Origin of the sequence: uncultured Arenimonas sp., from assembly GCF_963976025.1 — a bacterium.
Classification (GTDB): domain Bacteria; phylum Pseudomonadota; class Gammaproteobacteria; order Xanthomonadales; family Xanthomonadaceae; genus Arenimonas.
On sequence record NZ_CAXBJS010000022.1, the window covers coordinates 1 to 24,264 of the forward strand.

Annotated in this window: 24 protein-coding genes; 8 read left to right on the forward strand and 16 right to left on the reverse strand. The window is 69.6% G+C overall.

Annotated elements, in window-relative coordinates; genetic code table 11:
* Positions 1-125: 125 nt before the first annotated feature.
* On the reverse strand, positions 126-1,259 hold the full coding sequence (locus AACZ35_RS02895) for a D-2-hydroxyacid dehydrogenase (protein WP_339825871.1): 1,134 nt from the start codon (positions 1,257-1,259) through the stop codon (positions 126-128).
* Positions 1,260-1,372: 113 nt separating this feature from the next.
* Here AACZ35_RS02895 and AACZ35_RS02900 point away from each other — a divergent pair, with 113 nt between their 5' ends.
* A complete protein-coding gene (locus AACZ35_RS02900) occupies positions 1,373-1,795 on the forward strand; it encodes a universal stress protein (RefSeq protein WP_339825873.1) in 423 nt (140 codons plus the stop codon).
* Between the two features lie 6 nt (positions 1,796-1,801).
* Here the strand turns inward: AACZ35_RS02900 and AACZ35_RS02905 are convergent, their stop codons facing one another.
* Both AACZ35_RS02905 and AACZ35_RS02910 read right to left on the reverse strand, forming a co-directional pair.
* Positions 1,802-3,268, reverse strand: a complete 1,467-nt coding sequence (locus AACZ35_RS02905; RefSeq protein WP_339825875.1) for a YdiU family protein — start codon at positions 3,266-3,268, stop codon at positions 1,802-1,804.
* A complete protein-coding gene (locus AACZ35_RS02910; protein ID WP_339825878.1) occupies positions 3,265-4,497 on the reverse strand; it encodes a winged helix-turn-helix domain-containing protein in 1,233 nt (410 codons plus the stop codon). Before AACZ35_RS02910 ends, AACZ35_RS02905 begins: the two co-directional genes overlap by 4 nt.
* Before the next feature lie 153 nt (positions 4,498-4,650).
* Between AACZ35_RS02910 and AACZ35_RS02915 the strand changes: the two genes are divergently transcribed.
* Both AACZ35_RS02915 and AACZ35_RS02920 read left to right on the forward strand, forming a co-directional pair.
* Positions 4,651-6,141, forward strand: a complete 1,491-nt coding sequence (locus tag AACZ35_RS02915) for a S41 family peptidase (protein WP_339825880.1) — start codon at positions 4,651-4,653, stop codon at positions 6,139-6,141.
* Between the two features lie 10 nt (positions 6,142-6,151).
* On the forward strand, positions 6,152-6,754 hold the full coding sequence (locus tag AACZ35_RS02920; protein ID WP_339825883.1) for a methyltransferase domain-containing protein: 603 nt from the start codon (positions 6,152-6,154) through the stop codon (positions 6,752-6,754).
* Here AACZ35_RS02920 and AACZ35_RS02925 read toward each other — a convergent pair.
* Positions 6,751-8,778: an amidohydrolase family protein gene (locus tag AACZ35_RS02925; protein WP_339825885.1), complete on the reverse strand. Its 2,028-nt coding sequence runs from the start codon at positions 8,776-8,778 to the stop codon at positions 6,751-6,753. The two genes, AACZ35_RS02920 and AACZ35_RS02925, sit on opposite strands and share 4 nt — an antisense overlap.
* Positions 8,779-9,036: 258 nt before the next feature.
* Between AACZ35_RS02925 and AACZ35_RS02930 the strand changes: the two genes are divergently transcribed.
* Entirely contained in the window at positions 9,037-9,921 is an 885-nt protein-coding gene (locus AACZ35_RS02930; protein WP_339825886.1) for an RES domain-containing protein, read from the forward strand.
* Here the strand turns inward: AACZ35_RS02930 and AACZ35_RS02935 are convergent.
* The 3 genes from AACZ35_RS02935 to AACZ35_RS02945 form a co-directional block, all read right to left on the reverse strand.
* A complete protein-coding gene (locus AACZ35_RS02935; protein ID WP_339825888.1) occupies positions 9,918-10,415 on the reverse strand; it encodes a hypothetical protein in 498 nt (165 codons plus the stop codon). The genes AACZ35_RS02930 and AACZ35_RS02935 overlap by 4 nt on opposite strands.
* The gene (locus AACZ35_RS02940; RefSeq protein WP_339825890.1) at positions 10,399-11,793 is read right to left on the reverse strand and encodes a sigma-54 dependent transcriptional regulator; all 1,395 of its coding nucleotides are present in this window, start codon (positions 11,791-11,793) and stop codon (positions 10,399-10,401) included. The genes AACZ35_RS02935 and AACZ35_RS02940 overlap by 17 nt, the downstream gene beginning before the upstream one ends.
* A 150-nt stretch (positions 11,794-11,943) precedes the next feature.
* Positions 11,944-12,489, reverse strand: coding sequence for a carboxymuconolactone decarboxylase family protein (locus AACZ35_RS02945; protein WP_339825893.1), 546 nt, complete (start codon positions 12,487-12,489; stop codon positions 11,944-11,946).
* A gap of 105 nt (positions 12,490-12,594) precedes the next feature.
* Here AACZ35_RS02945 and bla point away from each other — a divergent pair, with 105 nt between their 5' ends.
* Genes bla through AACZ35_RS02960 form a run of 3 tightly spaced genes read left to right on the forward strand, consistent with a single transcriptional unit; the run spans position 12,595 to position 15,361 of the window.
* Positions 12,595-13,479: a class A beta-lactamase gene (gene bla, locus AACZ35_RS02950; RefSeq protein WP_339825895.1), complete on the forward strand. Its 885-nt coding sequence runs from the start codon at positions 12,595-12,597 to the stop codon at positions 13,477-13,479.
* Positions 13,480-13,485: 6 nt separating this feature from the next.
* Positions 13,486-14,319, forward strand: coding sequence for an AraC family transcriptional regulator (locus tag AACZ35_RS02955; protein WP_339825897.1), 834 nt, complete (start codon positions 13,486-13,488; stop codon positions 14,317-14,319).
* Between the two features lie 52 nt (positions 14,320-14,371).
* The gene (locus tag AACZ35_RS02960) at positions 14,372-15,361 is read left to right on the forward strand and encodes a carbamate kinase (RefSeq protein ID WP_343230732.1); all 990 of its coding nucleotides are present in this window, start codon (positions 14,372-14,374) and stop codon (positions 15,359-15,361) included.
* Positions 15,362-15,373: 12 nt separating this feature from the next.
* Here the strand turns inward: AACZ35_RS02960 and aguA are convergent, their stop codons facing one another.
* From aguA to AACZ35_RS02995, 7 genes are all read right to left on the reverse strand, one after another.
* Positions 15,374-16,477 (reverse strand): agmatine deiminase, encoded by a 1,104-nt coding sequence (aguA, locus tag AACZ35_RS02965; protein ID WP_339825900.1) that lies wholly within the window; start codon positions 16,475-16,477, stop codon positions 15,374-15,376.
* On the reverse strand, positions 16,474-17,904 hold the full coding sequence (locus AACZ35_RS02970; RefSeq protein ID WP_339825903.1) for an APC family permease: 1,431 nt from the start codon (positions 17,902-17,904) through the stop codon (positions 16,474-16,476). The genes aguA and AACZ35_RS02970 overlap by 4 nt, the downstream gene beginning before the upstream one ends.
* Before the next feature lie 27 nt (positions 17,905-17,931).
* Positions 17,932-18,954, reverse strand: coding sequence for a putrescine carbamoyltransferase (ptcA, locus tag AACZ35_RS02975; protein ID WP_339825907.1), 1,023 nt, complete (start codon positions 18,952-18,954; stop codon positions 17,932-17,934).
* Between the two features lie 128 nt (positions 18,955-19,082).
* Positions 19,083-20,072, reverse strand: a complete 990-nt coding sequence (locus tag AACZ35_RS02980) for a sigma-70 family RNA polymerase sigma factor (RefSeq protein ID WP_339825910.1) — start codon at positions 20,070-20,072, stop codon at positions 19,083-19,085.
* A gap of 54 nt (positions 20,073-20,126) precedes the next feature.
* Positions 20,127-21,209, reverse strand: a complete 1,083-nt coding sequence (locus AACZ35_RS02985) for a hypothetical protein (RefSeq protein ID WP_339825913.1) — start codon at positions 21,207-21,209, stop codon at positions 20,127-20,129.
* Between the two features lie 68 nt (positions 21,210-21,277).
* A complete protein-coding gene (locus AACZ35_RS02990) occupies positions 21,278-21,946 on the reverse strand; it encodes a nitroreductase family protein (protein ID WP_339825916.1) in 669 nt (222 codons plus the stop codon).
* A complete protein-coding gene (locus AACZ35_RS02995) occupies positions 21,943-22,584 on the reverse strand; it encodes a glutathione S-transferase family protein (RefSeq protein ID WP_339825919.1) in 642 nt (213 codons plus the stop codon). The genes AACZ35_RS02990 and AACZ35_RS02995 overlap by 4 nt, the downstream gene beginning before the upstream one ends.
* 77 nt (positions 22,585-22,661) lie before the next feature.
* Between AACZ35_RS02995 and AACZ35_RS03000 the strand changes: the two genes are divergently transcribed.
* Positions 22,662-23,624, forward strand: a complete 963-nt coding sequence (locus AACZ35_RS03000) for a WYL domain-containing protein (protein WP_339825921.1) — start codon at positions 22,662-22,664, stop codon at positions 23,622-23,624.
* Positions 23,625-23,633: 9 nt separating this feature from the next.
* Here the strand turns inward: AACZ35_RS03000 and AACZ35_RS03005 are convergent, their stop codons facing one another.
* Positions 23,634-24,005 carry a VOC family protein gene (locus tag AACZ35_RS03005; RefSeq protein ID WP_339825924.1) on the reverse strand — a complete coding sequence of 124 codons (372 nt, stop codon included), beginning with the start codon at positions 24,003-24,005 and terminating at the stop codon, positions 23,634-23,636.
* A 46-nt stretch (positions 24,006-24,051) separates the two neighbouring features.
* Positions 24,052-24,264: hypothetical protein (locus AACZ35_RS03010; RefSeq protein WP_339825927.1), on the reverse strand; the 213-nt coding region annotated here is incomplete at its 5' end.

Here is a 24,264-nt window from a genome sequence, read left to right on the forward strand (position 1 = left end):
GAGCTCTACCGCGGTCTGGGCGCGATCGTGCTGTTTGGCCTGGCGTTTTCGGCGGTGGTGACGCTGTGCTTCCTGCCGGCCCTGCTGGTGACGGTGCTGGGCCGGCGGGAGCGCGCTGCCGCGGCTCAGTAGCCGCGCTCGATGTCCACGACGTTGAGCAGCGCTTCACCGGCGACATAACGACGTAGGTTTTCGTTGATCAGCAGCCAGAAGCGCTCGTCGTCGCGGTCGGAGTTGCCGGCCACGTGCGGGGTGATGATCACGTTGGGCATGGCCCACAGCGGGTGCCCGGCCGGCAGCGGCTCGGGGTCGGTGACGTCGAGGCCGGCGCCGCCCAGCTGGCCACTGCGCAGCGCGGCAATCAGGTCGTCCTGCACCACGCTGCGGCCGCGGGCGATGTTGATGAAATAGCCGCCGGGTTTCATCGTGTTGAAGAATTCGGCGTCGAACAGGTCGGTGGTGGCCGGCGTCAGCGGCGCGGCGTTCACCACCACGTCGGCTTCGGCGGCCAGGGCCAGCAGTTCGTCGGGCAGACCGACCTTGGCGACGAAGTCCGGGCCCAGGCGACCGCTGTTGCGGGTGGCGATGACGCGCATGCCCAGGCCGTCGGCGCGGCGGGCGACTTCGGTGCCGATGCCGCCCAGGCCCACCACCAGCAAGGTGCGGCCGCCGAGTTCGCGGGCGTTGCCAAACGCGCCGCGCTCCCATTGACCCGCCTGCTGGGCGCGGCCGTAGGTGGGCAGGCCCCTGGCCAGCGCCATGGTCATGGCGATGGCGTGTTCGGCGATCGGCGGCGAGCTGGTGCGCTGCATGTTGGTCAGCACCAGGCCGCGGTCGGCCAGGCCGGGCACGGCAACGCAGTTTTCGACGCCCACCGACATCGCCTGGTACCAGCGCAGCGACGGCGCGTCGGCGAAGTTGGCGGCGCTGCAGCCGCCGATCACCACGTCGGCGCGGGCCAGCTGGCGGCGGCGCTGCGCGGCATCGTCCGAGGCCGCTTCGATGCGGGCCTTGGGCACCAGTTCGCGCAGCGTGGCCAGCCGGTCCGCGCTGGCGCGGAACACCACCACGTGGCGCGGCGACTGCCAGCGCGGGTGTTCGCGCGAGGGCGTGTCGGCCTGGCGCAGGTCGAGCTGGGCGATCAGTTCGCGCACGCGCGGGTCGGGCTGGCTGGCCTGGGCCGGCGCCAGCAGGGCCAGCGCTAAAAAGCCGGTGAACACGGCCCGGCAGGACCGGGAGAACAAGACTGGAGCGGACATGGCCTTCCCCTGGGCGGCCGCCCTTCGCGGCCCGGACCAGCCTACGCCGGAAGGCGGCGGCGCGCGTCAAGGCGGCGTAGTATTGAAGACAGTCCCGCAAGGAGTTGCCCGCCATGAAGATCCTGATCGCCATCGACGGCAGCAAGGCCGCCGCCCTGGCCGTTAAATCCGCCATCGACCTGGCCAAGGCCATGACCGAGGCCCCGACCCTGGTGCTGATGCACGCCGACGTGCCGCTGATGCGCCGCGTCGCCGCCGAACTGGGCACCGAAGGCACGCGCAAGTACCACCAGGAAAACCACGACTACGCGATGAAGGCCGCACGCACCGCGCTCAAGCGCGCCAAGCTGGCCTTCAGCGAAAAGCAGGTCGTCGACGACGCCGGCCCGGCCATCGTCAAGGCCGCCAAGGCCGGCAAGTTCGACCTGGTGGTGATGGGCTCGCACGGGCGCACCGCCCTGGCCAGCGCGCTGCTGGGTTCGGTCGCCGCCAAGGTGCTGTCGCACAGCACCGTGCCGGTGCTGATCGTCCGCTAAGCGACTTCAGGTGCCGCAGAAGGTCTGCAGCACCTGTTCGCCCGCGGCCGGCGCGGCCATGAAGCCGCGCTGCGCCGGGGCGTCGTCGTAAGGCCGGCGCACCGCCTCGAGCAATCCATTGAATGGCGCCAGGTCGCCCGCCGCGGCCGCCGACAGCGCGGCCTCGACGCGGTGGTTGCGCGGGATGACGGCCGGGTTGGCCGCCTTCAGGCGCTGCGCGAGTTCATCGCTGCCGCCCTCGTTGCCGCAGCGCGCGCGCCAGCGTTCCAGCCAGGCGTCCATGGCCGGTGTTTTTGGCAGGGGCGGCAGTTCGTCGAAACCCGGGTCGCCGGCCGCCACCGCCAGCGCGCGGAAGGAAAGCGTGAAGTCCGCCTGCACCGCTTCAATCGCGGAAAGGAAATCGCGCACCAGCGCCTCGTCACCGGCGTCTTCCGTGGCCAGGCCGAGCTTGCGCCGGAAGCCGGCCAGCCAGGCATCGCCGAACTGGCCCGCGAAGGCCTCGATGGCCTCGCGCGCATCGGCCACGCCTTCGTCGCCCTGGCGCTGGAAGTGCGGCAGCAGGCACTCGGCCAGGCGCGCCAGGTTCCACTGCGCGATCGGCGGCTGGTTGGTATAGGCGTAGCGCCCGTGGCGATCGATCGAGCTGAAGACCTTGGCCGGGTCGTAGGCGTCGAGGAAGGCGCAGGGGCCGTAATCGATGGTTTCGCCCGAGACCGCCATGTTGTCGGTATTCATCACGCCGTGGATGAAACCCACCTGCAGCCATGCCGCCACCAGCGTCGCCTGCCGGCCAGCCACGGCGCGCAGCAGCGCGAGATAACGGTCGTCGGCGTCCGCGAGTTCCGGGTAGTGGCGGGCAATGACGTGGTCGGCCAGCGTGCGCACGGCCTGGTCGTCACCGCGTGCAGCGAAAAACTGGAAGCTGCCGACGCGCACGTGGCTGGCCGCCACGCGCGTGAGCACCGCGCCGGGCAGGACTTCGTCGCGCAGCACGTGTTCGCCTGTGGCCACCGCCGCCAGCGCGCGCGTGGTCGGCACGCTCAGCGCGGCCATGGCTTCGCTGACCAGGTACTCGCGCAGCACCGGGCCGATGGCCGCGCGGCCGTCCCCGCGCCGCGAAAACGGCGTCGGCCCGGAGCCTTTCAACTGGATGTCGTAACGCTGGCCGTCGGGCGCGAGCACTTCGCCCAGCAGGGTCGCGCGGCCATCGCCCAGCTGCGGCACGAAATGGCCGAACTGGTGGCCGGCGTAGGCCAGCGCGATGGGCCGTGCGCCGTCGGGCAGTTCATTGCCGGAGAACAGGCGGTCGGCCGCCGCTTCAAGGACCGGGTCAAGGCCCAGCTGGCTGGCCAGCGCCGTGTTCCAGGCCAACAGACGCGGCGCGGCGACCGGGGTCGGCGGCGCGTCCTGCCAGAATTGCGTGGGCAGTGCTGCGTAGCCGTGATGCCAGGCGATGGAAGGGATCGCGGTCATGGGCAGTCACCGTCCGGACCCAGCCGCTGCTCAAGTTCGCTGCAAAGGCGGTCGGCGGCCGCAGCGTCGCCACCTTCTGCAAGGACGCCGGCCAGGCCGCGCGTAGCCTCGGGCTGCAGCGGTGACATGGCGAGCACGCGCCGGTACCAGGCCTCGGCGGTACCGGCATCTCCGCGGGCGCGATGCCGGTTGGCGACAAGTACCCCGAGCGACGCGTGCCAGGCGCCGACTTTCGCCGGATTGGCTTCGTAGTCGCCGGCCATCGTTTCAAAGGCGCGCTCAAACCAGGGCAAGGCTTCATCGTGGCGCCCCAACAGTTCGAGGACATCGGCGATGTTGATCATCGCGCCCCAGGCCGCCGGATCGAGTTCGACGGCGCGGCGATGCGCGGCAAGCCCGACGTCGAGTTCCCCCTGCGCGCTGGCGACCAGGCCCAGCGCCTTGTGCGCTGCCGAAGACGCCGGCGCGCGTGCCACGGCGGCTTCCGCGAGCTGTCGTGCACGCACGAGTTGGCTTCGATTTGGTTCGGAAGACATGTGCCCGGCCGCCAGGGCATCACCCAGGCGCGTGAATTCCACCGCCCCCGGCGCCGGCGCCGTTGGCCAGCGGATCGCCCGCTGGGCCAGGGCGTTGGCCAGGCCGGCCATGGCGTCGGGGTTGTCCGGATCCAGGCCCAGCACGCGCTGGTAGAGCTCCAGCGCCGCCTCGTTGTCGGCGCGGGAGTAGCGGAAGTAATAGTCGTCGGCACGGGAAAGCAATTGGCGGCTGCCGGCGGCCGGGGACGCGGTCGCGACCGGCTCCGCCGGCGGCGGATCATCGCGCAGCACCACGAAGGCCACGCTGACGGCGACCACAGCCAGCGCCGCGACCAGCGCCAGCCAGGCCGCCGCCGGGGGCAGCGCGGGCCGGCCCGTCGGCGCGGTGCTTTCGGCGCCATCGTCGGCGATGAGCCGGTAACCCCGCTTGGCGATGGTCTCCAGGTAGGTCGGCGACCGAGCGTCGTCACCCAGGGCCTGCCGGAGCTTGGACACGGTGCGCGCCAGGCTGTCGTCACCGACCACGACGTCCGGCCACAGGGCCTGCATCAGGTCTTCGCGCGAAACCACCTGGCCCCGGCGCGCGGCGAGCGCGCACAGCAGGTCCATCACCTTCGGCTCCAGCCGCAGGCGACCCGCGGGACCCGAAAGTTCGCCGGTGGCGCGGTCGGCAAGCCAGGGGCCGATACGCACGGAGTTCGGCCAAGTGTTTGATTCTTCGGGCATCAGGTAACCGGGAGGAATAAATCAGGAAAGCGGGAGGTTTTAACCATGGTGGGCCAGCATCACCCCGCGTGTCATGGCTCGGCAAGCCGGCGGGTTGCCGGTAACTTGGCGAGGATGCCCATGAAATCTTTCCTTCGACGCGCCCTTCCCGGCGCCTGGCTGGCCGCGGCGATGGCACTTTCGGCCTGTGCGTCGCCAATCCAGGAGGCGCCCGCGGCTGCCGGTGCGGCGGCAATGCTCACCGCCGCGGAACTGCGCCAGGACCTGGACCAGCTGTACGACACCCTGCAGGCGGCGCACTACGATCTCTATGCCCGCCGCGACCGCGCCAGCTACGACGCCCTTCATGCCCGTCTGCGGGCACGACTCGACCAGCCCTTGCCCGTCGACGACGCCCAGCTGGAACTCCAGCGCTTCGTGGCCTTTGGCCGGGTGGCCCACGCCCGCATCGACCTGCCTTTCGACCGTTGGGCACGGTTCCGGGAAGGCGGCGGCAAGGCGATCGCGCTCTCGCTGCGGGTGCAGGACGACAAGGTTTACGTGCTGTCGGACCTGGCCGACGCCGAGGGCGTGGCGCCCGGCGATCAGGTGCTGGCGGTCGACGACCAGCCGGCGCTCGACTGGCTGTCCAGGGTGGGCGGGCTGGTATCGGCCGACAATCCCTACCTGCTGCACGCACAGATGGAAGGCCTGCTGCCCTTCCTGGCCTGGCTGGCGCTGGGTGAAGTGGATGGCGTGCACCTGACGCTGGCCGACGGCGATGGTGCCTTCCGCAAGATCTGGCTGCCGGCGAAGACGCGCGCGGACATCGAGGCCGCCGAAGCCGCAGGCCGTGTTCCCGCGACGCTCGAGCTTTCCGGCCGGGAGGCACGCATGCTCGGCGATGGCATCGCCTATCTGCGCCCAGGCCCGTTCTACGACATCCGCCCCGAAGCCGACTCGCCATGGGACCGCAGCCATTTCCGGGCCTGGCTCGACCAGGCGTTCGCGGACTTCATTGCCGCGGGTGCGACCGACCTGCTGCTGGACCTGCGCGACAATCCGGGCGGCGACAATTCTTTCTCCGACCTGGTGCTGGCCTGGTTCGCCGATGAACCCTTCCGCTTCAGCCCGGCCTTCGAGATACGGGTGAGCGCCGCCACCGTGGCCTCCAACCAGGCGCGGCTCGATGCCCTGCCCGAGGACGGCGGCGGCGCCAGCGCGGACATGGCGGCCCTGTTCAAGGGTCAGCCACCGGGCAGCGTGGTGCGCTACGAGATCCCACTGACGACGCCGCGCGAGGGCCCGCGCTTCGAGGGCCGCGTGCACGTGCTGGTGAACCGCCACAGCTATTCCAATGCCGTCAGCGTTGCGGCGATCGTGCAGGACTACGGCTTCGGCCGCGTGCTGGGCGAGGAAACCGCCGATCTGGCGAGTACGCTGGGCGCCATGGAACATTTCACGCTGGAAAATTCCGGCTTGCGGGTCGGCTACCCGAAGGCGCGCATCCTGCGCCCCGGCGGCGATGCCACGCCGCGCGGCGTCGTACCCGACGTGGCGCTGCCGCGGCCGGTGGTCGAAGGCCCGGATGACCCCGTGTTGAAGGCGGCGCTGGCCGCCATCCGCCGCTGACGCACAGACCATGGAAAACCCCAGCCTGCACGACCAGCGCCTGGCCTTCGTCACCGGCCTGCTGCTGGATGCGAACACGCGGCGGGTGCTGGACCTGGGCTGCGGGGCCGGACGACTGTTGGCGAGCCTGATGCAGGAGCCCGGCTTCACCCAGGTCACCGGCCTCGACGCTTCGGCATCGGCGCTGGCGGTGGCGCGTTGCGAACTGGCCGCGCACGTGGCATCCGGGCGGCTGGTGCTGCTGCACGGCCAGGTGTTCACGCCGCATCCCGGCGCCGGCGACGCGGACGCGGTGACCCTGGTGGAGGTCATTGAACACCTGGACCCCCAGCGCCTGTCCGAGGCCGAGCGCTGCGTGTTTGGCCACTACCGGCCGCCGCTGGTGGTGGTGACCACGCCCAACGTCGAATACAACCCGCTGCTGGGCCTGCGCGAGGGCCAGCGACGCGACCCCGAGCACCGCTTTGAATGGCCGCGCAACCGTTTCCGCGCCTGGGCGGCCGGCGTGGCCAAGCGCAACGGCTACCGCGTGCAGACCGGCGGCATCGGCCCGGCCGACGCCGACGCGGGGTCGCCGACGCAGTACGCGATCTTCCGGCGCAGCCCGGCCTAGTCGATGTGCGGGTGCAGCAGCCTGGGCGCCTCGGTGAACGGCCGGATGCCGAAGTGCGGGTGGATCTCGGACGGCAGGTACAGCACGCCGTCCTTCACCACCGCGCGGATGGACTTGATGGCCTTGAGGTCGGCCGTGGGATCGCCGGGCACCAGGAAAAAGTCGGCGCGTTTGCCGCGCTCGATCGAGCCCGACTGCTGGTCTTCGCCGAGGTAACGCGCCATGTCCAGCGTCGCCAGCTTCAGCACCTCGGCCGGTGAATAGCCCAGCTGCGTGAACAGCTCCAGCTCGCGGTGGAAGTGGTAGGAGCCACCCAGGTCGGTGCCGGGGATCAGCAGCACGCCGCGCTCGCGCATTTTCCGCAGCGTGTCCATCAGCGTGTCGTAGGCCAGGCTGTAGGCCTCGGCATCCCCGGGTGCGGACATGTCGGCCCAGGCGCGGCGGGCGTTGCGTTGCGCACCGACGGGCAGGTGGCCGAACACGTCGGCCAGGCCACGCGGCACCTGCCCGTCCTGGTTGAGCAGCAGGTTTTCGTGGATGGCGATCGTCGGCTCGACGGCCACGCCGTTCTCTTCAATCAGGTCCAGCGTGCGCTGCACGCGCGCCGAATCCAGGTCCAGGCCGGCCAGGCGCTTGAGCGCGGTGAGTCGCAGAAGGGTGCGGGTGTCTTCGCCGTCCTCGAGCACCCAGCCGAGCATGATCTGGTTGATGTGGGTCAGCTCGTCGTAGCCGGCCTCGATCATCGCGTCGGCGTTGCTGAAGGCCGGCACGTGGCCCGATACGCGCAGGCCGAGGCGATGCGCTTCGGCGGCGGCGGCCACCGACCACTCCGGCTTCATCGAGTTGTACAGCTTGACCTGGTGGAAACCGCGCGCCGCGTACCAGCGCACCGCGTCCAGGGCATCGGCCTCGCTTTCCACCAGCCGGCCGTTGTTGGAACTGAAGGGGCTGCGGCCTTCGATGAAGCCGCTGCGGTGCACGCGCGGGCCGGCGATCTCGCCGGCTTCGATGCGCCTGATAAGCGCCGCCAGCCGGTCCTGGTCGTTGCCCATGTCGCGCACGCTGGTGATGCCGGCGGCCAGGTTGAGGATGGCGCCGTCCTGGCTGGTGTGCGAATGCATTTCGTACAGGCCCGGCACCAGGGTGCCGCCCTCGCCTTCGACCACGGTTTCGCCCGGCGTCACCGGCGCGTCCACCGGCTGCACGCCGGCGATCTGGCCGGCATGCACGACCACGCTGACCGGTTCGGTAAGTGCCCGCGCCGTCGGGTCGAACAGGCGCACGTTGCGGAAGCGCAGCGGGCCGTCGAACGTCTTCGCGGTCTCGCGCTGGATGCTCTCCAGGCGCGCGGCGCCCAGGTCGGCGGCCAGTTTGCGCAGGCGCGGCGCTTCGCTTTCGTAACCCTCTCGCACCACCACCAGCCCCGGCGAGGCATAGGCGAACAGCTGGTTGCGCGCATCGAGCAGCACGTAGTCGGGATTGAGGTCCAGGCCCGACAGCGTGTAGGTGCGCACGTCGATGCGCGTGTCGCCTTCGCCGACCAAGAGGGTGTCGCCGGCGGCCAGGCTCACCTGCCCGGCGGGCAGGGTTGGCAGGGTCCGGTCGCCGTCGGCCAGCAGCAGCCGCGCGTACAGGCCCAGGGCCCAGGGGCTGGCGGACTGGCTGATGTAGAGCTTCGGCAGGTCGGTGGCGGCTTCGCCCGGCCCGGTGGAGTCGCGCCAGGTGGCCTTGTCGGCAGCCCATTCGAACCGTTCGTCCACCTTGCTGCCGAAGGTGGTGCTGCCGGAGACCGTCCAGGCAACCGGCAGACCCGCGGCGCCGAACTCCAGCGACTCGGCCAGCGTGGGCCCGCGGCCATTGTTCTTGTAGTCGAAGTCGATTTCGACGCGGTTGGCCGAGGTGCTGGCCACCAGATGGCCGACGCGGGTTTCGCCGGCGATCACGCTGAAGCGTTCGTCCTGGGCCCGGGCCGGCGAAGCGGCCACGAAAAGCACGGCCAAGGCCGTCGGAATCATCCAGCGCATCGGTTTCCCCTGAGTGTCGTGGCAGCAAACCCCACTCTACCGCGCACCGACGTGAGGCGGATGTCGGCGGTACCGGGGTCCGGCAGCCTGTCGTTGTGTCACGTCGGTTGCAGGTTTTACCGGCCTGCGTGTTCGCGGGCCGCGCAAAAACAGGCACTTGCGGCTGGCAAGGATCGTGCAGTGCTTCTGGGAAGGCCCCACGTCCTCCCGGAGAAAACAATGCTTAGCCAGGAACTGTTGCCCGACTCCCCTTCCCCCGTGGCCGTTCCCCCCGGCCACGACGGGCTTTCGCGCGCGATGAAGGACGTGCTGTCGGTTGAATCCGACTTCGTCGCCAAGTTCCTGCCGCTGCAGGGCATGACCCACTTGCCTGCCGGATTCCCGGCCTTCGCCAACTGGCACCACGGACAGCTTGGCGAAGAGGTCTCCTGGGAGGACGCGGCGCCTGCCTATGCGCTGGCCTGCCTTTCGCACGCCGCCTACGGCGGCACGTTCGACCCCAGCGTGGAATGGGAGCTGGAACTGCAATGGGCCGACCTGGCGCCGCTTTCGCGCCTGGAGTGGCCACTGGCACGGCGCCTGATCATGGCCGCCTGGGCCTACCTGAGCGGCGACGAAGCGCTGCCGCGCGATCTCGAAAGCGCGTTCGACTCGCAGGACGAGGAACCGTCGTCACCGCGCCTGGGCCTGGAGCTGGTGCCGGGTTTCGTGGTGCTGCGCGAATCGATGGCGCGTCAGTCGCCCGACCAGTGGCGCACGCGCGGCCAGGAACGCTGGCTGCCGACCGACGTGCCCGCGCTTTCACTCGCCGCCAGCCCGGCGCTGGCCGTGCTCGACGCACTGGCGCTGTACGGCTTCGCCGAGGAAGAACCGCGCCTGCTGGTGAGATTGGCCTTCGCGCCACACCTGCTGCGCGTGCTGGATGCCAACGCCGGCGACGCCAGCCCGCTGGCCCTGGCGCGGCAGCGTCGCGACGTCTGCCATTGGGCGAACCAGCTTGAATCGGTGCTGCTGCAGGTACCCAGCCCGGCCTGCCCGGGCGAGTTCAACCTTCTGGCGAATCCGCGGCACCCCGACTTCGTGCGGCTGCAGCGTTTCGATGCCCGGCCGCTGCAGCTCGACCGGCGCCGGCACAGCCACTAACCGGGTGGATGCAGCAGCTGCTGGACCATGTCCAGGCAGCGCTGGCCGTCCGATTCCATTTGCTCGAGCACCGGGTCGCGGCCGTTGATGCCGGCGTGCAGGCTGAGCACGCCGGCATTCATCAGCAGGGAATTGAGGTGGTTGCGCAGCTGGTGCTCGACCACGATCAGGGTCTCGCGCGAGAGCGTCAGCCAGGGATCGTGCGTGTCCGGACTCGACGCGGCAAGGAAGGGCGAGAGGCTGGCCAGGTAGCCGGCGAGCTGCTGCGCCTCCTCGGGCGACAGGCCGGTCGGGCCGCTGAACTGCAGACGCAGCACCAGCCAGCGCATCGGGCTGGCGCTGAAATCCACCGCGAAGTCCTGGCAGACCGCGCCCACCGGCGGCGGCGGACGCGCGTCGGCCGGCACCCAGCGCGCGTCCTCGCAGCCGCGCGCCACCAGCCAGGTGCGCACGGCCGGCGGGAACAGACGGGCCAGTTCAGGCGCGTTCTCCATCGCTGTCCTCCAGGGCATCGGTTTCGCCCGAGTCGTCGAGCGAAGGCGCAGCCGCAGGTTCGGCCTGGTAGCTGTTAAGGCGGTTGTAGAGCGTCTTGGTGGCGATGCCCAGGACCTGCGCCGCCTTGGCCTTGTTGTTGTCGAAATACGCCAGGGTCTTGAACAGCATGCGCCGCTCGATCTCGTGCAGGGGCGTGCCGACCACGAAGGTGATGGAGCTGGCGGTTTCCGCCGACGGGCCCATGTCCTCGACCGGCAGGCCGGGCGTGATCAGGTCGCCCTCGGCCAGGATGTAGGCACGCTGGATGATGTTCTTGAGCTCGCGCACGTTGCCCGGCCAGCGGTAGCGCTGCAGGCGTTCGGCGCCTTCGCGGGTCAGCACGCGCCGGGTGCCGCAGCGTCGGTTCAGGCGTTCGAGCAGCAGCTGCGCGATCGGCAGGATGTCCATCGGCCGTTCGCGCAGCGGCGGCACCTCCATCGGGAACTCGGCCAGGCGGTAATAAAGATCCTCGCGCAGGCGGCCGGCGGCGATGGCTTCGCCATGGGGGCGGTTGGTGGCCGAGACGATGCGCACGTCCAGGGCGATGTCCTCGTTGCCACCGACGCGGCGCACGTGCCGGGTTTCCAGCGCGCGCAGCAGGTGCACCTGCAGGTGCACCGGCATCTCGCCGATTTCGTCCAGGAACAGGGTGCCGCCCTGTGCCTGCTCGAACAGGCCCACGTGGCGCGCGGCGGCGCCGGTGAAACTGCCGCGTTCGTGCCCGAACAGCTGGCTGGTCAGCAGGTCGGCGGGCACCGCGCCGCAGTTGAAGGCGACGAAGGAACCCGGGCGCGCACTTTCGGCGTGGATGGCGGCGGCCACCAGCTCCTTGCCGACGCCGCTTTCGCCTTCGATGAACACCGAGGCGTCGGTGGGCGCGACGCGGCGCACCTGCCGGCGCAGCGCGTCCATCGCCGGCGACGGACCGGCGATGCCGTGCCAGGGTTCGCAGGGCGGCGGGTCGCTGGCCGGTTGCCGGCTCGATGCGGTCTGCAGCAGCTGCCGGAACGTCGCCACCTGCATCGGCTTGACCACGTAGTCCACGATCGGCAGATGCATGGCCTTGAGCGCCGACTCCACCGTGGGGTGGCCGGTGATCAGGATCACCTGGGTGCGGCCGCCGAGGTCGAGGTGTTCAAGCAGCTCCAGGCCGCTGCCGTCGGGCAGCGACAGGTCCACCAGGGCCACGTCGAAAGCGTGCTCGCGCAGCCGCAGGCGCGCCTGCCCCAGGCTGCCGGCGATGACGACTTCGAAGCCCAGCGCCTTTGCGATCTCGGCCGCGGCCCGCACGAACCCTACGTCGTCGTCGACGATAAGCAGGACGGGAACGTGTGCCATGGCAACAACCTCCGGGGAAACCAGTCTGTACCAACGCGGGCGCGTACACGGTGCAGACGGTCACGGTTTTCCCGGGGGCTGTTGTTTTTTCACTTGCCGGTAACTCTTACCGGTGCCGGCAATGCTGGCATCACGATTGCCGGCGCGGCTTCATGCCGCCTGGCGCAATTTCACCGCCGGGAAGTCAACCGGCACGTCGAAGGCGATGTTGACGTAGTTGGTGAACAGGTTCAGCGCCACGTGCGCCAGCAGTTCGACGATGGCTTCGTCGTCGAAACCCACTTCGCGCAGCGAGGCGATGTCGGCGTCGCCGACGTCGGCGCGGCGGTCGACCACCTTCAGCGCGAAGGCCAGCGCGGCGGCGGTGGCCGGGTCGGTGCTGCGGCCGGCCTGGGCCTCGGCCATTTCGGCTTCGCTGGCGCCGGCGTTCTTGCCCAGCAGGGTGTGCGCAGCCAGGCAGTATTCGCAGCGGTTGCGGTCGGCGACAGCCACGGCCAGTTTCTCGGTGAGCCGGGCCGGCAGCTGGCCCTTGCCCAGGGCGCCGAAGCTGCCCCACATCGAGGCCAGCGCGGCCGGCGAATTGGCCACCGCCTTGAACATGTTCGGGGTCGCACCGAAGGCCGACTGCACCTGGCCCAGCAGGGCCTGGCTGGCGGCGGGGGCGGAGGCGGCGGTTTGCAGGGGAATGCGGGACATGGGTGTTTCCTTGGGAAGTTCGCGCCAATTGCGCCAGGCCATGATCGTGGGCAAGATCGGCGTGTAAGCCACGAATCGTCCCCGATTAACTACGGATCGTCCGGAATGCCCAGCCGCCGCACCCTGCTGAGAAGCGCCCTGCTCACCCTGCCCCTGCTGCCCTTCACCCGCGCCTGGGCCCGCTTGCCCGAGGATTCCGCGAAAGCGCTGCAGGCCCTGGAGGACCGCCACGGCGGCCGCCTGGGCGTGACCGCGCTCGATACCGGCAATGGCCGGATGCTGTCCCACCGCGGCGGCGAACGTTTCGCGATGTGCAGCACCTTCAAGCTGCTGCTGGCCGCCCAGGTGCTGGCCGCGGTGGATGCCGGCAAGGAACGCCTGGACCGGCGCCTGACCTGGACGCCCGACGAGGTGATTTCCTGGTCGCCGGTCATCGACAGGCACGACGGCAAACAAGGGCTTGCCATCGAAACACTTTGCGAAGCGACGATGACCCTCAGCGACAACACCGCCGCCAACCTGCTGCTGACCGAACACGGTGGCCCGCGCGGCCTGACCGACTGGCTGCGCAGCGTCGGCGACGCGGTGACCCGCCTGGACCGCAACGAACCCTCCCTCAACGAAGCCACGCCCGGCGACCCGCGCGACACCACCACGCCGGCCGCGATGGTGGCAACGATGCAGACGCTGCTGCTGGGCAACGCGCTTTCGCCTGCTTCGCGCACCCGGCTTACCGACTGGTTGCTGGCCAACCAGACCGGCGACAAGCGCCTGCGCGCCGGCCTGCCCGGCTGGCGCATCGGCGACAAGACCGGCACCAACAACACCGGCAACTCCAACGACATCGGCATCCTGTGGCCGCCCGGCGGCCGCGCGCCGATCCTGGTGGCGGCGTATATCGCCGAATCCGGCGGTACCCATCCCGAACGCGACGCCGTGCTGGCCGACGCCGGCCGCGTGGTCGGCGCCTGGGCGCTGGCGGGCGGCTGATCCGGCATGCATGGCAGCGCCGCGCCCGTTGACCGCCTGCAGGGCCTGCTGCAGCGCTTCAGCGTCAGCGCGCGCATGTTCCACAGCGGCCCGCTGTGCGGCATCAACGACTTCGACGACAACGGGCTTGGCCAGCTGCACCTGGTGCGCCGCGGTCCGCTGACGGTGCGCCATGCGGGCGAAGAACACCTGGTGCAGGAACCGAGCCTGCTGTTCTATCCGCGCCCGCTGCCGCACCGCTTCATCACCGATGCCAGCACCGGCGCCGACATGGCCTGCGCCAACCTCGACTTCGGCGGCGGCGCGGCCAACCCGATCACCCGCGCGCTGCCCGCCTTCGTGCTGCTGCCGCTGTCGGTGTTGCCCGGCGCATTGCCGCTGCTCGACCTGCTGTTCGACGAGGCCTTCGCCCAGCGCTGCGGCCGGCAGGTCCTGGTGGATCGTTTGTTCGACGCGGTGCTGGTGTTGCTGCTTCGGCATCTGCTCGACAGCGGCCTGGTGCAGAGCGGGCCACTGGCCGGCCTGGGCCACCCGCAGCTGGCAAAGGCACTGGCGGCGATGCACGAGGCGCCGGCCTCGCCGTGGACCCTGGAATCCCTGGCCGCCGTCGCCGGCATGTCGCGCAGCCGCTTCGCCGAAGTATTCGCCGACCGCGTGGGCATGCCGCCTTCGGCCTACCTGGCCAGTTACCGCATCACCCTGGCCCAGGACGCCCTGCGCCGCGGCGACAAACTCGACCGCATCGCCCAGCAGGTCGGCTACGGCAGCGCGGCAGCCCTGTCGCGTGCTTTCGCTTCCGTGTGTGGCGTGTCGCCGAGGCAGTGGCTCAAGTCCACGTAGGCAGGGTGTCGCCGGATTCCCCGCGCGGCCGACGCTGCGCTAGCATCCGGCCATGACGGACGCCGCCCCACCGACCCGCCCGACGCCGCACGATGCCCACGGCGGCATGAGCCTTGTCGTCGCGCTGGGCGGCAATGCGTTGCTCAAGCGCGGCCAGGCGCCGGACCCACGGCTGCAGCGCGCCAACATCGCCGCGGCCGCCGCCAGCCTGGCGCCGGTCATTGAACGCCACCGGGTCGTGCTGACCCATGGCAACGGCCCGCAGGTGGGCCTGCTGGCCCTGCAGGCAATGGCCGACCCGAAGCGCCCCGCCTTCCCGCTGGACGTCCTTGGTGCCGAAAGCGAGGGCATGATCGGCTACGTGCTTGAGCAGGAGCTGATCAACCGGCTGCCCGGCCGCGACGTGGCGACGCTGCTGACGCAGGTGGAAGTGGCGGCCGACGACCCGGCCTTTTCGTCACCGGAGAAGCCCATCGGCCCGGTCTACCCGCAGGACGAAGCCCGTGCGCTCGCGCAGGAACACGGCTGGACGGTCGCGCCCGACGGCGCCCACTGGCGTCGTGTCGTCGCCTCGCCCCGGCCGCGCCGCATCCTGGCCCTTGCGGCGATCCGCAAGCTGGCGCAGGCGCAGGTGACGGTCATCTGCGCCGGCGGCGGCGGCATCCCGGTCGTGCTTGGGGCCGACGGCCAGCTGCGCGGTATCGAAGCGGTCATCGACAAGGACGCGGCAAGCGCCCTGCTCGCGCACGACCTGCAGGCCGATGCGCTGGTCATGCTGACCGACGTCGATGCCGTGATGACGGACTTTGGCACGCCGCAGCAGCGGTCGCTGAAAGAGGCCACGCCATCGGGTCTGGCGAAGCTGCAATTCGCCGCCGGGTCGATGGCACCGAAGATCGCCGCCGCGGTGGCCATGGCGAAAGCGGGCCGGCGGGCCGCGATCGGCTCGATCAACGAACTCGAAGCAATCCTGGCCGGTACGGCCGGCACCTGGATCGTGCCCGACGGCGAGCCCGGCGAGCCTGGCCTGGCGTGGTGGTGAGCCGGACCCGGCTCAGCGCTGCCGCGCCAGCGGCTGCTGCTGGGTGATGCAGTGGATGTCGCCGCCGCCGAGCAGGATCTCGCGCGCCGGCACGCCGACGATGCGGTGTTCGGGAAAAACCCGGCCCAGGATGGCCGCCGCCTGTGCATCGGTGCGCTCGTCGAGCAGCGGCATGATCACGGCGCCGTTGCAGCAGTAGAAGTTCACGTACGAGGCCGCCAGCCGCAGGCCGGCCGTGCGCGGCTGCGTGCCTTCGACAACGTCCACGCCCAACGCCTCGTCGGCGGTCATGAACAGCGGACCGGGCTGCGGCAGCTTCACCACCTCGAGCTTGCGTCCCCGGGCGTCGGTGGCGCTGCACAGGCGTTCGTGGGCGTCGAGGCTGATCGGGTACTGCGGATCGTCGCGGTCGTCGGTCCAGTCCAGCAGCACCACGCCGGGGCGCGCGAACCGCGCCAGGTTGTCGACGTGGCCTTCGGTCTCGTCGTTGTAGACGCCGCGCTCGAGCCAGATGATGCTGCGGATGCCCAGGTAGTCGGCCAGCTGCGACTCAAGCGCCTCCGGGGAAAGATCCGGGGTGCGGTCGTGGTTGAGCAGACATTCGCGGGTGGTGAGCAGGGTGCCTTCGCCATCGACTTCGATCGAGCCACCCTCGAGCACGATCGGGGCGGCGTAACGAGGCACGTCTTCGATCTCCAGGATCTTGTGGCCAACCAGATCGTCCTGGTCCCAGGGAAAATACAGGCCACTTTCCGTCCCACCCCAGGCATTGAACTTCCAGTCCACGCCGCGGACCTCGCCCTGCTCGTTCACCACGAAGGTGGGCCCGCAGTCGCGGACCCAGGCGTCGTTGCTGCTCATCTCCACCACGCGCACCGCTTCGGGCAGCATGTGCCGGGCATTGCTGAACTGGGCCGGCGAAACGCACATCGTCACCCGTTCGAAGGCACTGATGGCGCGCGCGACTTCGACGAAGGCCGCCTGTGCCGGCTTCGCGCCCCAGCGCCAGTTGTCGGGGCGCTCGGGCCACAACATCCAGGTGCCCTGGTGCGGCTCGAATTCACACGGCATGCGGAATCCGTCGGCCGCGGGCGTGCCCGGCAGCGTCCGGCTCATGCAGGCGCCTTCTGTGCGCGTGCCTGGCGTCCTATCAGCACCTCACCGACCAGCAGCGTTGCGGCGACACCCGCGATGATCGGGCCGGCGGCCGCCCAGTCCATCGGTTCGCCGGGCACCCACACGAAGAAGACGATCGCCTGGAGGATGAACAGCACGCACACCGCCGCCAGAATCACCAGCCAGGCCATGGGCCCGGACATGCGGTAAGGCCGCGGCGTTGCGGGGTCCATGCGGCGCAGCCGCACGAAGGTCGGGAACAGCAGCAGGTAGGGCAGCAGGAAGACGATGGAGCTGAAGGCGAACAGGCTCCAGAACAGGTCTTCGGTGGTCTGGGCCAGCACGCCGTAGGCCAGGATGACCGCGGTGCCGACCACGCCCATGGCGATGAAGGCACCGACCGGCGTCTTGTGCCGCGGGTGGACGACGCCGAGCATCGCCGGCAGCTCACCGTCGTCGGCCGCGGCCTGCGCGCTGCGGTTGGCGCCCAGGGACCAGGTGACCATGTTGGCGAAGAAGGTGTAGAGCGCGCCGATGCCGATGGCGGTGACCAGCGCGGTGCCGGCGGCGGAGTCACCGAAGATCCTTGCCGCGGTGTCGAGCAGGCCTTCGACCAGGCCGATTTCCTCCTGCGGCAACACCGCCAGGATGCCGAAGGTCGCCAGCAGGTAGAACAGGGCGATCGCGATGCCCGCGGTCATCACCGCGCGCGGCACGTCCCGCGCCGGGTCCTTCATTTCCTCGCCCGCGCCCGACATCAGTTCGAAACCGAGGTAGTTGTAGACGATGACCGGAAGGAAGGCGAGGCTGGCGCCCAGCTGGGGCGTCAGCGTTGCCACGCTGAATTCGTTGGCGGTGCCGTGGCCGATGACGTAATAGATGCCGCCGCCGCCGATCAGCAGCATGATGGCCGCCTTGATGAAGGCGCCCAGGTTCGGGATCCACTTGCTGACTTCCAGGCTGAGGATGCCAAAGCCCACCGTCAGCCACGACAGCACGATGGCCAGCCCGATCCGCGCGGCCAGGCCCATTTCCGGCCAGAACATCTGCGCGAACATGCCCACGAAAAGGATGTACACCGAGGGCATCCAGAGGGCCACGTTGATCCAGTAGCACCAGGTCGCGCGCGCCGCCCAGCGGTCGCCGTAGGCCTTGCGGATCCAGCCCTGGATGCCACCCTGGTGCGGATAGGCGGCACCCAGTTCGGCCGTCATCAGCGCGTAGGGAATGAAGAACAGCACCAGGGTGATCACCCACCAGGTCATCGCCGACGGTCCGATGGCCGCCGAGGCCGCCAGGGTGTCGATGACCAGGATCGCGCAGACGGTGAACAGCGTCATGTCCAGCAAACCGAGCACGCGCTTGAACCCGCGTCCGGAGCGGGCGGGCGGCGCGGTCGCCGCGACGTTGGGAAGGTCGGTACTCATGACGTACTCCAGTCGGAGCCGTTGGGCTCAGGGCGTGGGATTGAGCGTGCGGTCGTTTAGGAACGAAAGGATCTGGCCGGCGTGCCACTGCTTGAGCGAGGACGGCGCCTTGCGCAAGCGGGGATAAATGAACTTCACCAGGATCGCCTTCTCGGCGTGCAGGCGGTTTTCCGACTGGTCGTAGATGATCGAACGCGGATGGTCGAGCACCTCGTCCGTGGCCTCGACACCGCGGCTGGCCGGCAGGCAGTGCATCATCTTCGCGTGCGCCGGCGCGGCGTCGAACAGCGCTGCATTGACCTGGTAGCGCGGCATGAACGCGGCGCGTCGCTCGGGTATTTCCGCTTCCTGGCCCACCCACCACCACAGGTCGGTGTAGATGAAATCGGCCTCGCGCACGGCCGCGACCGGGTCTTCGCTGATCGTCAGGCTGCCGCCGGAGAGCAGGCAGTTCTTCCGGCCGATCGCCTGCCAGGCTTCCGGCGCCTGGTAACGCGGCGGTGCCACGTGGGTGAAGTGCATGCCCATGCGGGTGCACATCATCAGCAGCGAGGCGCAGACGTTGGTGGCGTCGCCGATGAAGACCACGCGCAGGTCCGTCAGTTCCTTGTCCGGCAGCTTGTGCTCGAGCATGGTGAAGACGTCGCACACGACCTGGGTCGGGTGGTTGTAGTCGGTCAGGCCGTTGATGACCGGCACGGTGGCGTTCGCGGCCAGGTCGAGCAGGGTCTGGTGACGCAGGGTTCGCGCCTCGATGGCGTCGACCATGCGGCTGATGACCTGCGAGGTGTCCTTGATGTTTTCGCGCTGGCCCAGGTGGATTTCGCCGGGCTTGAGGTAAAGCGCGTGGCCGCCAAGTTTGGTCATGGCCACTTCGAAGGAAACGCGGGTGCGCGTGGACGGCTCCTCGAAGATCATGCCCAGCGAGGCCCCGGCCAGCAGCGGTGGCAGGGCGCCCAGTTTGTCGGCGCGCTTGAGCAGGCCGATGAGCGTCATCAGCGACAGCAGCTCGCTTTGATCGAAGTCCTGCGTGTCGAGGAAATGCCTCATGCCCGCGGTCCCCCACCCGGGCGGATGGCCCGACGGTACGGGGCCAACCCTACACCGGGGTCTTCGGGCCGCCTTGACGTGGGTCAAAGGCCGGGGGCATCACCCCGGCCCGGGACACCTGCGCAGGCTCACTGTCCGCGATGACGACGGCGCGAGCGGACCCGTTCGTAGGTAAGCAGGAAGATCGCCGCCGAAAAGGCAACCGCCGCCAGGATGAACTGCGTCGCCGACCAGTTGGCGTAGTTGGCCCAGGACAGGACCACCATGTAAGTGGCCATCAGGGCGGCGTAAACAACCCCGTTGTGCACCAGCGACCGGCGCTCGGCGTCGCTGCGGGCCCGGCGCAGGTGCAGGCGCACTTCCAGCCAGACCGCGCCGACCACCAGCGTGACCGAAGCAGCCAGGGCGCCCAGGACGGCCTTGACGCTCCAGCCGGCCGCCTTGGCCGCGGCACCGGTGGTGACGGCAGCACCGGCGCTGCCCGAGCCGGCCAGGCCGACGCCCACGGCCACGGTGAAGGCCACGCCGGGGGCACTTTCCCGGGCAACGTCCGACAGACGCTTGAGCAGTTGCTCGCGAAGCGCATCCCGGCCGCGCTGGAGCCGCTTGCGCACGGCGGCGTCGCTGATGCCCAGCAAGGCGGCGACGTCGGCACTGCGCTCGCCTTCGCGGTAGTACAGCAGCAGCACATCGCGACTGGTTTCCGGGATCTCGTCCAGGGCCTCGGCGAGCTGGCGCGCCTGCTCGGAGCGCTCGTGCGAGTCCGCAGGACCGTGGCCCGGCTCGGCGGCGACTTCGGACAGCTGCTCGAGCGGATCCACCGGCGTCTCCCGGTAACGACGCGCACGCACGTGGTCGATGGCGCGGTTGCGCGCGACCTGGCGCAGCCAGGGCAGGAAGCTCTGCGGGTTGTCCAGCTGGCCACGGCGCTGCCAGGCGGTGAGGAAGGTTTCCTGGGCGATGTCTTCGCTGGCCTGCAGGTCGCGGGTGATCGCCAGCGCCACGCTGGCCACCATGCGCTGGGTGGCCGCCACCAGGCGGCCGTAGGCCACGGTGTCGCCGCCCTGGGCGGCAGGCAGGTCACGTTCGATCAGGGTATTGAGGATGTCGGGGCTCATGGGTGTGCTCGTTGGGCAGGTGTTGGAATCAACGAGCGGGAGTAAAAAACGTGACTAACGGTCTTCCAGGACCCAGGACCTGAGCTTGTCCAGGCCCTGCTGTTCGGCGCCGGGCGGGAACCGGCAGTGGCCTTCGGTGCCGGCCGCGGGCAGTTCGACCACCTGGTCGCCGCGCCCCGCGGCGCGTGCCAGTTCCAGGTAGCGCGAGGACGTACCGGCGGGAATGACCTCGTCCACCACGTTGGCCAGCAGCACCACGGGACGGCGGGTCTTGCCGCTCAGCGACAGGCGGGCGTCGGCGTAGGCCATGGCGGTGGCATCGCCGGCGTAACGACGCACGCCGGCATTAAGGGCCGCGTCATCGGCAAATCCCGAATAGCGCACCGTGGTGTTGTCCACCGGCACGCCGCCGGCGCGGTCGCGCAGTTCGTGCAGCACCGCGAAACGAAGCATCAGGCCACCGGCCATGCCCTGGCGCGGGATGCCGAAGGCTTTACCCAATGCAGCCGCGAAGGCTTCGTCGGACTGCAGGGCTGCTTCGATGGCCTGGGCGTCCGGCCAGCGCGGCGCCGCGGCATCCATCAGGTCGCCCGGCGACAGCACGCCCGGGTGGCGGTGTTCGAACACCACCAGCGGCGAGAACAAGCCGTCGTTGAAGAGTTCTCGTGCCGGTGCGTTGGCGCCGCACAGTGCCAGGCCGCCGTCGTAGGCGGCGCCGTGTTCTTCCAGCGTACCCAGCACCAGATGGCTGCCCATCGAATGGCCCATGGCCCAGGTGCGGGTGGGCGCGCCGAGCAGGCCGACCACGTGCCTGCGCATCGCCTCGCTGTCTGCCAGCGCTTCGGCAACGGACCAACCCCGCGCGGAGTACTCGGACTGCGCCACCGCGAATCCGCGTTCAAGCATCCAGCCTTCGTAGCCGTTGCGCGCCATCACTTCCGGAATGGGCTGTTCCTGCGGTGCGTACCCATGGAAATAGATGATGAGTTCGCCGTTCCAGTTCTCGGGCACGTCCAGCCGCCAGGGGGCGCCGTCGATGGTGCCGGTATGTTCGCTGGGCTGGGCGACCTTGGGGACTTCGGGGACCGACGCGCAGGCGGACAGCAGGAGCAGCAGGCACAGGGGCAACAGACGCATCGGGCACTCTCCGGACCGGGGACCGCGCAAGTGTGCCAGTGTTCGGGACGATTCGCCCCGGGTGGATTTCAGCGGAAATGGGTGAATTCCGGCAGCGACTTGCGGCGGATGTCCGGCACCTGGCAGCCCTGCGCGGGGTGGCCGACGACCAGCAGCAAATAGGGCACTTCGTTGCGCGGGCGCTCGAGCAGTTCGTTGAGGAAGGCCATCGGGCTGGGCGTGTGGGTCAGCGTGGCCAGGCCGGCCTGGTGCAGCGCGGCGATGAGCATGCCGCAGGCGATGCCGGTGGATTCGTGCGGGTAATAACGCTTGGCCTTGCGGCCGTCCACTTCGGGACCGGTGCGTTCGTAGAAAACCGCGATCAGCCAGGGCGCGATTTCCAGGAAGGGTTTGTGGTCGTCGGTACCGAGCGGCGCCAACGCTTCAAGCCATTCTTCCGGGGCGCGACGTTCGTAGAACTCGCGCTCCTCGGCTTCGGCGGCGAGGCGGATTTTCTGCTTCAGCGCCGGGTCCGACACCGCGACGAAGGACCAGGGCTGCTGGTTGGCACCGCTGGGCGCGGTGCCGGCGGCCTGCAGGCAGGCTTCGATGACCTCGCGCGGCACCGGCGTGGGCGCGAAGTCGCGGACCGTGCGGCGCTGCGCAAGCAGCTGGGCGAAGGCGCGTGCCCGCGCCAGCCGTTCTTCGTCGTCCATGGCCGGGGGCGCGGCCAGCGGGACGGTCCTGGGTTCGGTCATGCCTGCTCCGGCGGCGCCATCTGGGCCGCCAGCTTATCGTCGAGCTCCGCCGCGCGCACGCAGGCCGGGTGCGCGCAGACGCGGTCGATATAGGCCATGACCACCGGCAGCCTGGGCACGATGCCGAAGCTGGTGGTCCACTTCAGGGCCGTGCCCCACAGCAGGTCGGCGGCGGTCAGCGTGTCGCCCAGCAGGTAGTCACCGCGCGAGAGCTGGGCCACCAGGGTGTCGATGACGGTGTCGTAGTCCCGGTACGGCGAAGTGGAAGGATCGATCGGCGCGCGTTTGAAGGCGTGGTCCATCAGCGCGGGTTCGAAGCAGCCCGCGTAGAAGGCGAGCCAACGCAGGTAGGGGCCGCGCTGCGGGTGGTCGAGGGCCGGTGCCAGGCCCGCTTCCGGGAAACGGTCGGCCAGGTAGATGGTGATGGCCACCTGCTCGGTGATCACCGCGTCGCCGTGCACAAGCGTCGGCAGCTTGCCCATCGGGTTGATCGCCAGGAACTCCGGCGTACGCGTGCCACCGGCGGCGAAATCGACCGGCTTGATCGTGTAATCCACGCCCAGGGCTTCGAGCAGCACGCGGGCGCCGGCCGAGCGGGACTTGGGGTTGTGGTACAGGGTGAGCGCAGGCGTGGTCATGGCGTTTCCTTTGGTGGGCGGATGGGAAAACCTTAGCCCCAATTGCGGACAGTTACTGTCCTCGATACGCTGCCGGCATGTTATCGACCTCCGCCCGCCTGCTGCGCCTGGCCAGCCTGCTGCAGTCGCGGCGGCATTGGTCCGGCGCGGCACTGTCCGAAGAACTGGGCGTGGATGCCCGCACCGTGCGCCGCGACGTCGACCGCCTGCGCGAACTCGGCTATCCGGTGGAAGCCTCGTCCGGCGTCGGCGGCGGCTACGCACTGGGCCGCGGCGCCGACCTGCCGCCGCTGGTTCTCGACGACGACGAAGCCGTCGCCCTGGCGCTGGCACTACGCGCAGCCACGGCCTTCGTCGGTGGCATCGAAGACACCTCGCTGCGGCTGCTGGGCAAGCTGGACCAGATGATGCCGACGCGCCTTCGCCGCCGGTCCAGCGCCCTTCATGCCGTCACCCTTTCCCTGCGCAACGCGCCGCCGCTGGTGCAGGCCGACCTGCTGCAGGCGCTGGCCACGGCCTGCCGTGACCTCCGCAGACTTTCCTTCGGCTACCGCAACCACGCCGGCGAAGCGAGCCGGCGCGAGGTCGAGCCGCTGCGGCTGGCCAACTACGGCCGCCGCTGGTACCTGCTGGCCTGGGACAAGTCGCGCGAGGACTGGCGCAGCTTCCGCGTGGACCGCATCGAAGCACCGCCGAAGGTGGGTGCAGCGTTCGCGCCGCGTGCCGTGCCCGCCGACGTGGCGCAGCGCCTTGAACGCGGCATCGCCTATTCCCCCTTCAGCTGCCGCGCGACGCTGCGCCTGGAAGGCACGGTCGCCGAACTCGAAGCAGAAATGCCGCTGTGGTTCGGCATCCTGGAAGCGGAGTCCGACACGCACAGCCTGCTGCGCGTCGGCGCCGACAGCCCCGAGACACTGGCGGCCCAGGTGCTGATGGTCGGACGGCCGATGACGCTGGTGGATTGCACCGAGGACCCGGCGGCGATCCAGCGCCTGCTGGCGCGGGCTTCAGCGGTGTTCGCCGCGCCCGACACGGTATAGCCGCGCCGCTTAGCGGTGCTGGTCCAGCAGCACCGGATTGCCATCGGGATCGATGACGATGAAGGATCCCGGGCCCGTCCCGGATTCGTCCACTTCCTTCACCGGCGTGATGCCCTTGGCCTTGAGCTGGCGCTGGATTTCGCGCACGTCGGTGAACGGATCCACCGGCTGGCCGTTGTTGTCCCAGCCCGGATTGAAACAAAGCATGTTCTTCTCGAACATGCCCTGGAACAGGCCGATCACGGTGTCGCCGTTTTTCATGATCAGCCAGTTGTGCTGCATCTGGTCATGGAAGGCGGTGAAGCCAAGCGCTTCGTAGAAGGCCCGCGAGGCCTTGATGTCCTTGACGGCGAGGCTGAGGGAAAAGTTGCCGAGGTTCATGGGGCGCTCCGGGCAGTGGCGGCGGCCCATGCTAGCGCAGGGCTGGCTAAAGTTCCTCGGGTTTGAACCGGTAGGTCTGCGACTGGTGGCTCGAGGCGATCACCATGTTGTAGCCGTGGACGAAGGTGATCAGGATGACCTGCTTCTTGCGGGCCGGCGGATACTCTTCCAGCACCAGCCGGCCAATTTCCCGGGCCCGTTCTTCGTTGGCCACGCGCTTGTTGTCGATGATGAGGGTGACCGTGACGTAGCCGCCAAA

What these genes read in the sequence shown, in the direction of transcription:
- AACZ35_RS02895 (WP_339825871.1), bottom strand. Translation starts at nt 1,259, where the DNA reads ATGTCCGCTCCAGTCTTGTTCTCCCGGTCCTGCCGGGCCGTGTTCACC.
- AACZ35_RS02900 (WP_339825873.1), top strand. Translation starts at nt 1,373, where the DNA reads ATGAAGATCCTGATCGCCATCGACGGCAGCAAGGCCGCCGCCCTGGCC.
- AACZ35_RS02905 (WP_339825875.1), bottom strand. Translation starts at nt 3,268, where the DNA reads ATGACCGCGATCCCTTCCATCGCCTGGCATCACGGCTACGCAGCACTG.
- AACZ35_RS02915 (WP_339825880.1), top strand. Translation starts at nt 4,651, where the DNA reads ATGAAATCTTTCCTTCGACGCGCCCTTCCCGGCGCCTGGCTGGCCGCG.
- AACZ35_RS02920 (WP_339825883.1), top strand. Translation starts at nt 6,152, where the DNA reads ATGGAAAACCCCAGCCTGCACGACCAGCGCCTGGCCTTCGTCACCGGC.
- AACZ35_RS02925 (WP_339825885.1), bottom strand. Translation starts at nt 8,778, where the DNA reads ATGCGCTGGATGATTCCGACGGCCTTGGCCGTGCTTTTCGTGGCCGCT.
- AACZ35_RS02935 (WP_339825888.1), bottom strand. Translation starts at nt 10,415, where the DNA reads ATGGAGAACGCGCCTGAACTGGCCCGTCTGTTCCCGCCGGCCGTGCGC.
- AACZ35_RS02940 (WP_339825890.1), bottom strand. Translation starts at nt 11,793, where the DNA reads ATGGCACACGTTCCCGTCCTGCTTATCGTCGACGACGACGTAGGGTTC.
- AACZ35_RS02945 (WP_339825893.1), bottom strand. Translation starts at nt 12,489, where the DNA reads ATGTCCCGCATTCCCCTGCAAACCGCCGCCTCCGCCCCCGCCGCCAGC.
- bla (WP_339825895.1), top strand. Translation starts at nt 12,595, where the DNA reads ATGCCCAGCCGCCGCACCCTGCTGAGAAGCGCCCTGCTCACCCTGCCC.
- AACZ35_RS02955 (WP_339825897.1), top strand. Translation starts at nt 13,486, where the DNA reads ATGCATGGCAGCGCCGCGCCCGTTGACCGCCTGCAGGGCCTGCTGCAG.
- AACZ35_RS02960 (WP_343230732.1), top strand. Translation starts at nt 14,372, where the DNA reads ATGACGGACGCCGCCCCACCGACCCGCCCGACGCCGCACGATGCCCAC.
- aguA (WP_339825900.1), bottom strand. Translation starts at nt 16,477, where the DNA reads ATGAGCCGGACGCTGCCGGGCACGCCCGCGGCCGACGGATTCCGCATG.
- AACZ35_RS02970 (WP_339825903.1), bottom strand. Translation starts at nt 17,904, where the DNA reads ATGAGTACCGACCTTCCCAACGTCGCGGCGACCGCGCCGCCCGCCCGC.
- ptcA (WP_339825907.1), bottom strand. Translation starts at nt 18,954, where the DNA reads ATGAGGCATTTCCTCGACACGCAGGACTTCGATCAAAGCGAGCTGCTG.
- AACZ35_RS02980 (WP_339825910.1), bottom strand. Translation starts at nt 20,072, where the DNA reads ATGAGCCCCGACATCCTCAATACCCTGATCGAACGTGACCTGCCTGCC.
- AACZ35_RS02985 (WP_339825913.1), bottom strand. Translation starts at nt 21,209, where the DNA reads ATGCGTCTGTTGCCCCTGTGCCTGCTGCTCCTGCTGTCCGCCTGCGCG.
- AACZ35_RS02990 (WP_339825916.1), bottom strand. Translation starts at nt 21,946, where the DNA reads ATGACCGAACCCAGGACCGTCCCGCTGGCCGCGCCCCCGGCCATGGAC.
- AACZ35_RS02995 (WP_339825919.1), bottom strand. Translation starts at nt 22,584, where the DNA reads ATGACCACGCCTGCGCTCACCCTGTACCACAACCCCAAGTCCCGCTCG.
- AACZ35_RS03000 (WP_339825921.1), top strand. Translation starts at nt 22,662, where the DNA reads ATGTTATCGACCTCCGCCCGCCTGCTGCGCCTGGCCAGCCTGCTGCAG.
- AACZ35_RS03005 (WP_339825924.1), bottom strand. Translation starts at nt 24,005, where the DNA reads ATGAACCTCGGCAACTTTTCCCTCAGCCTCGCCGTCAAGGACATCAAG.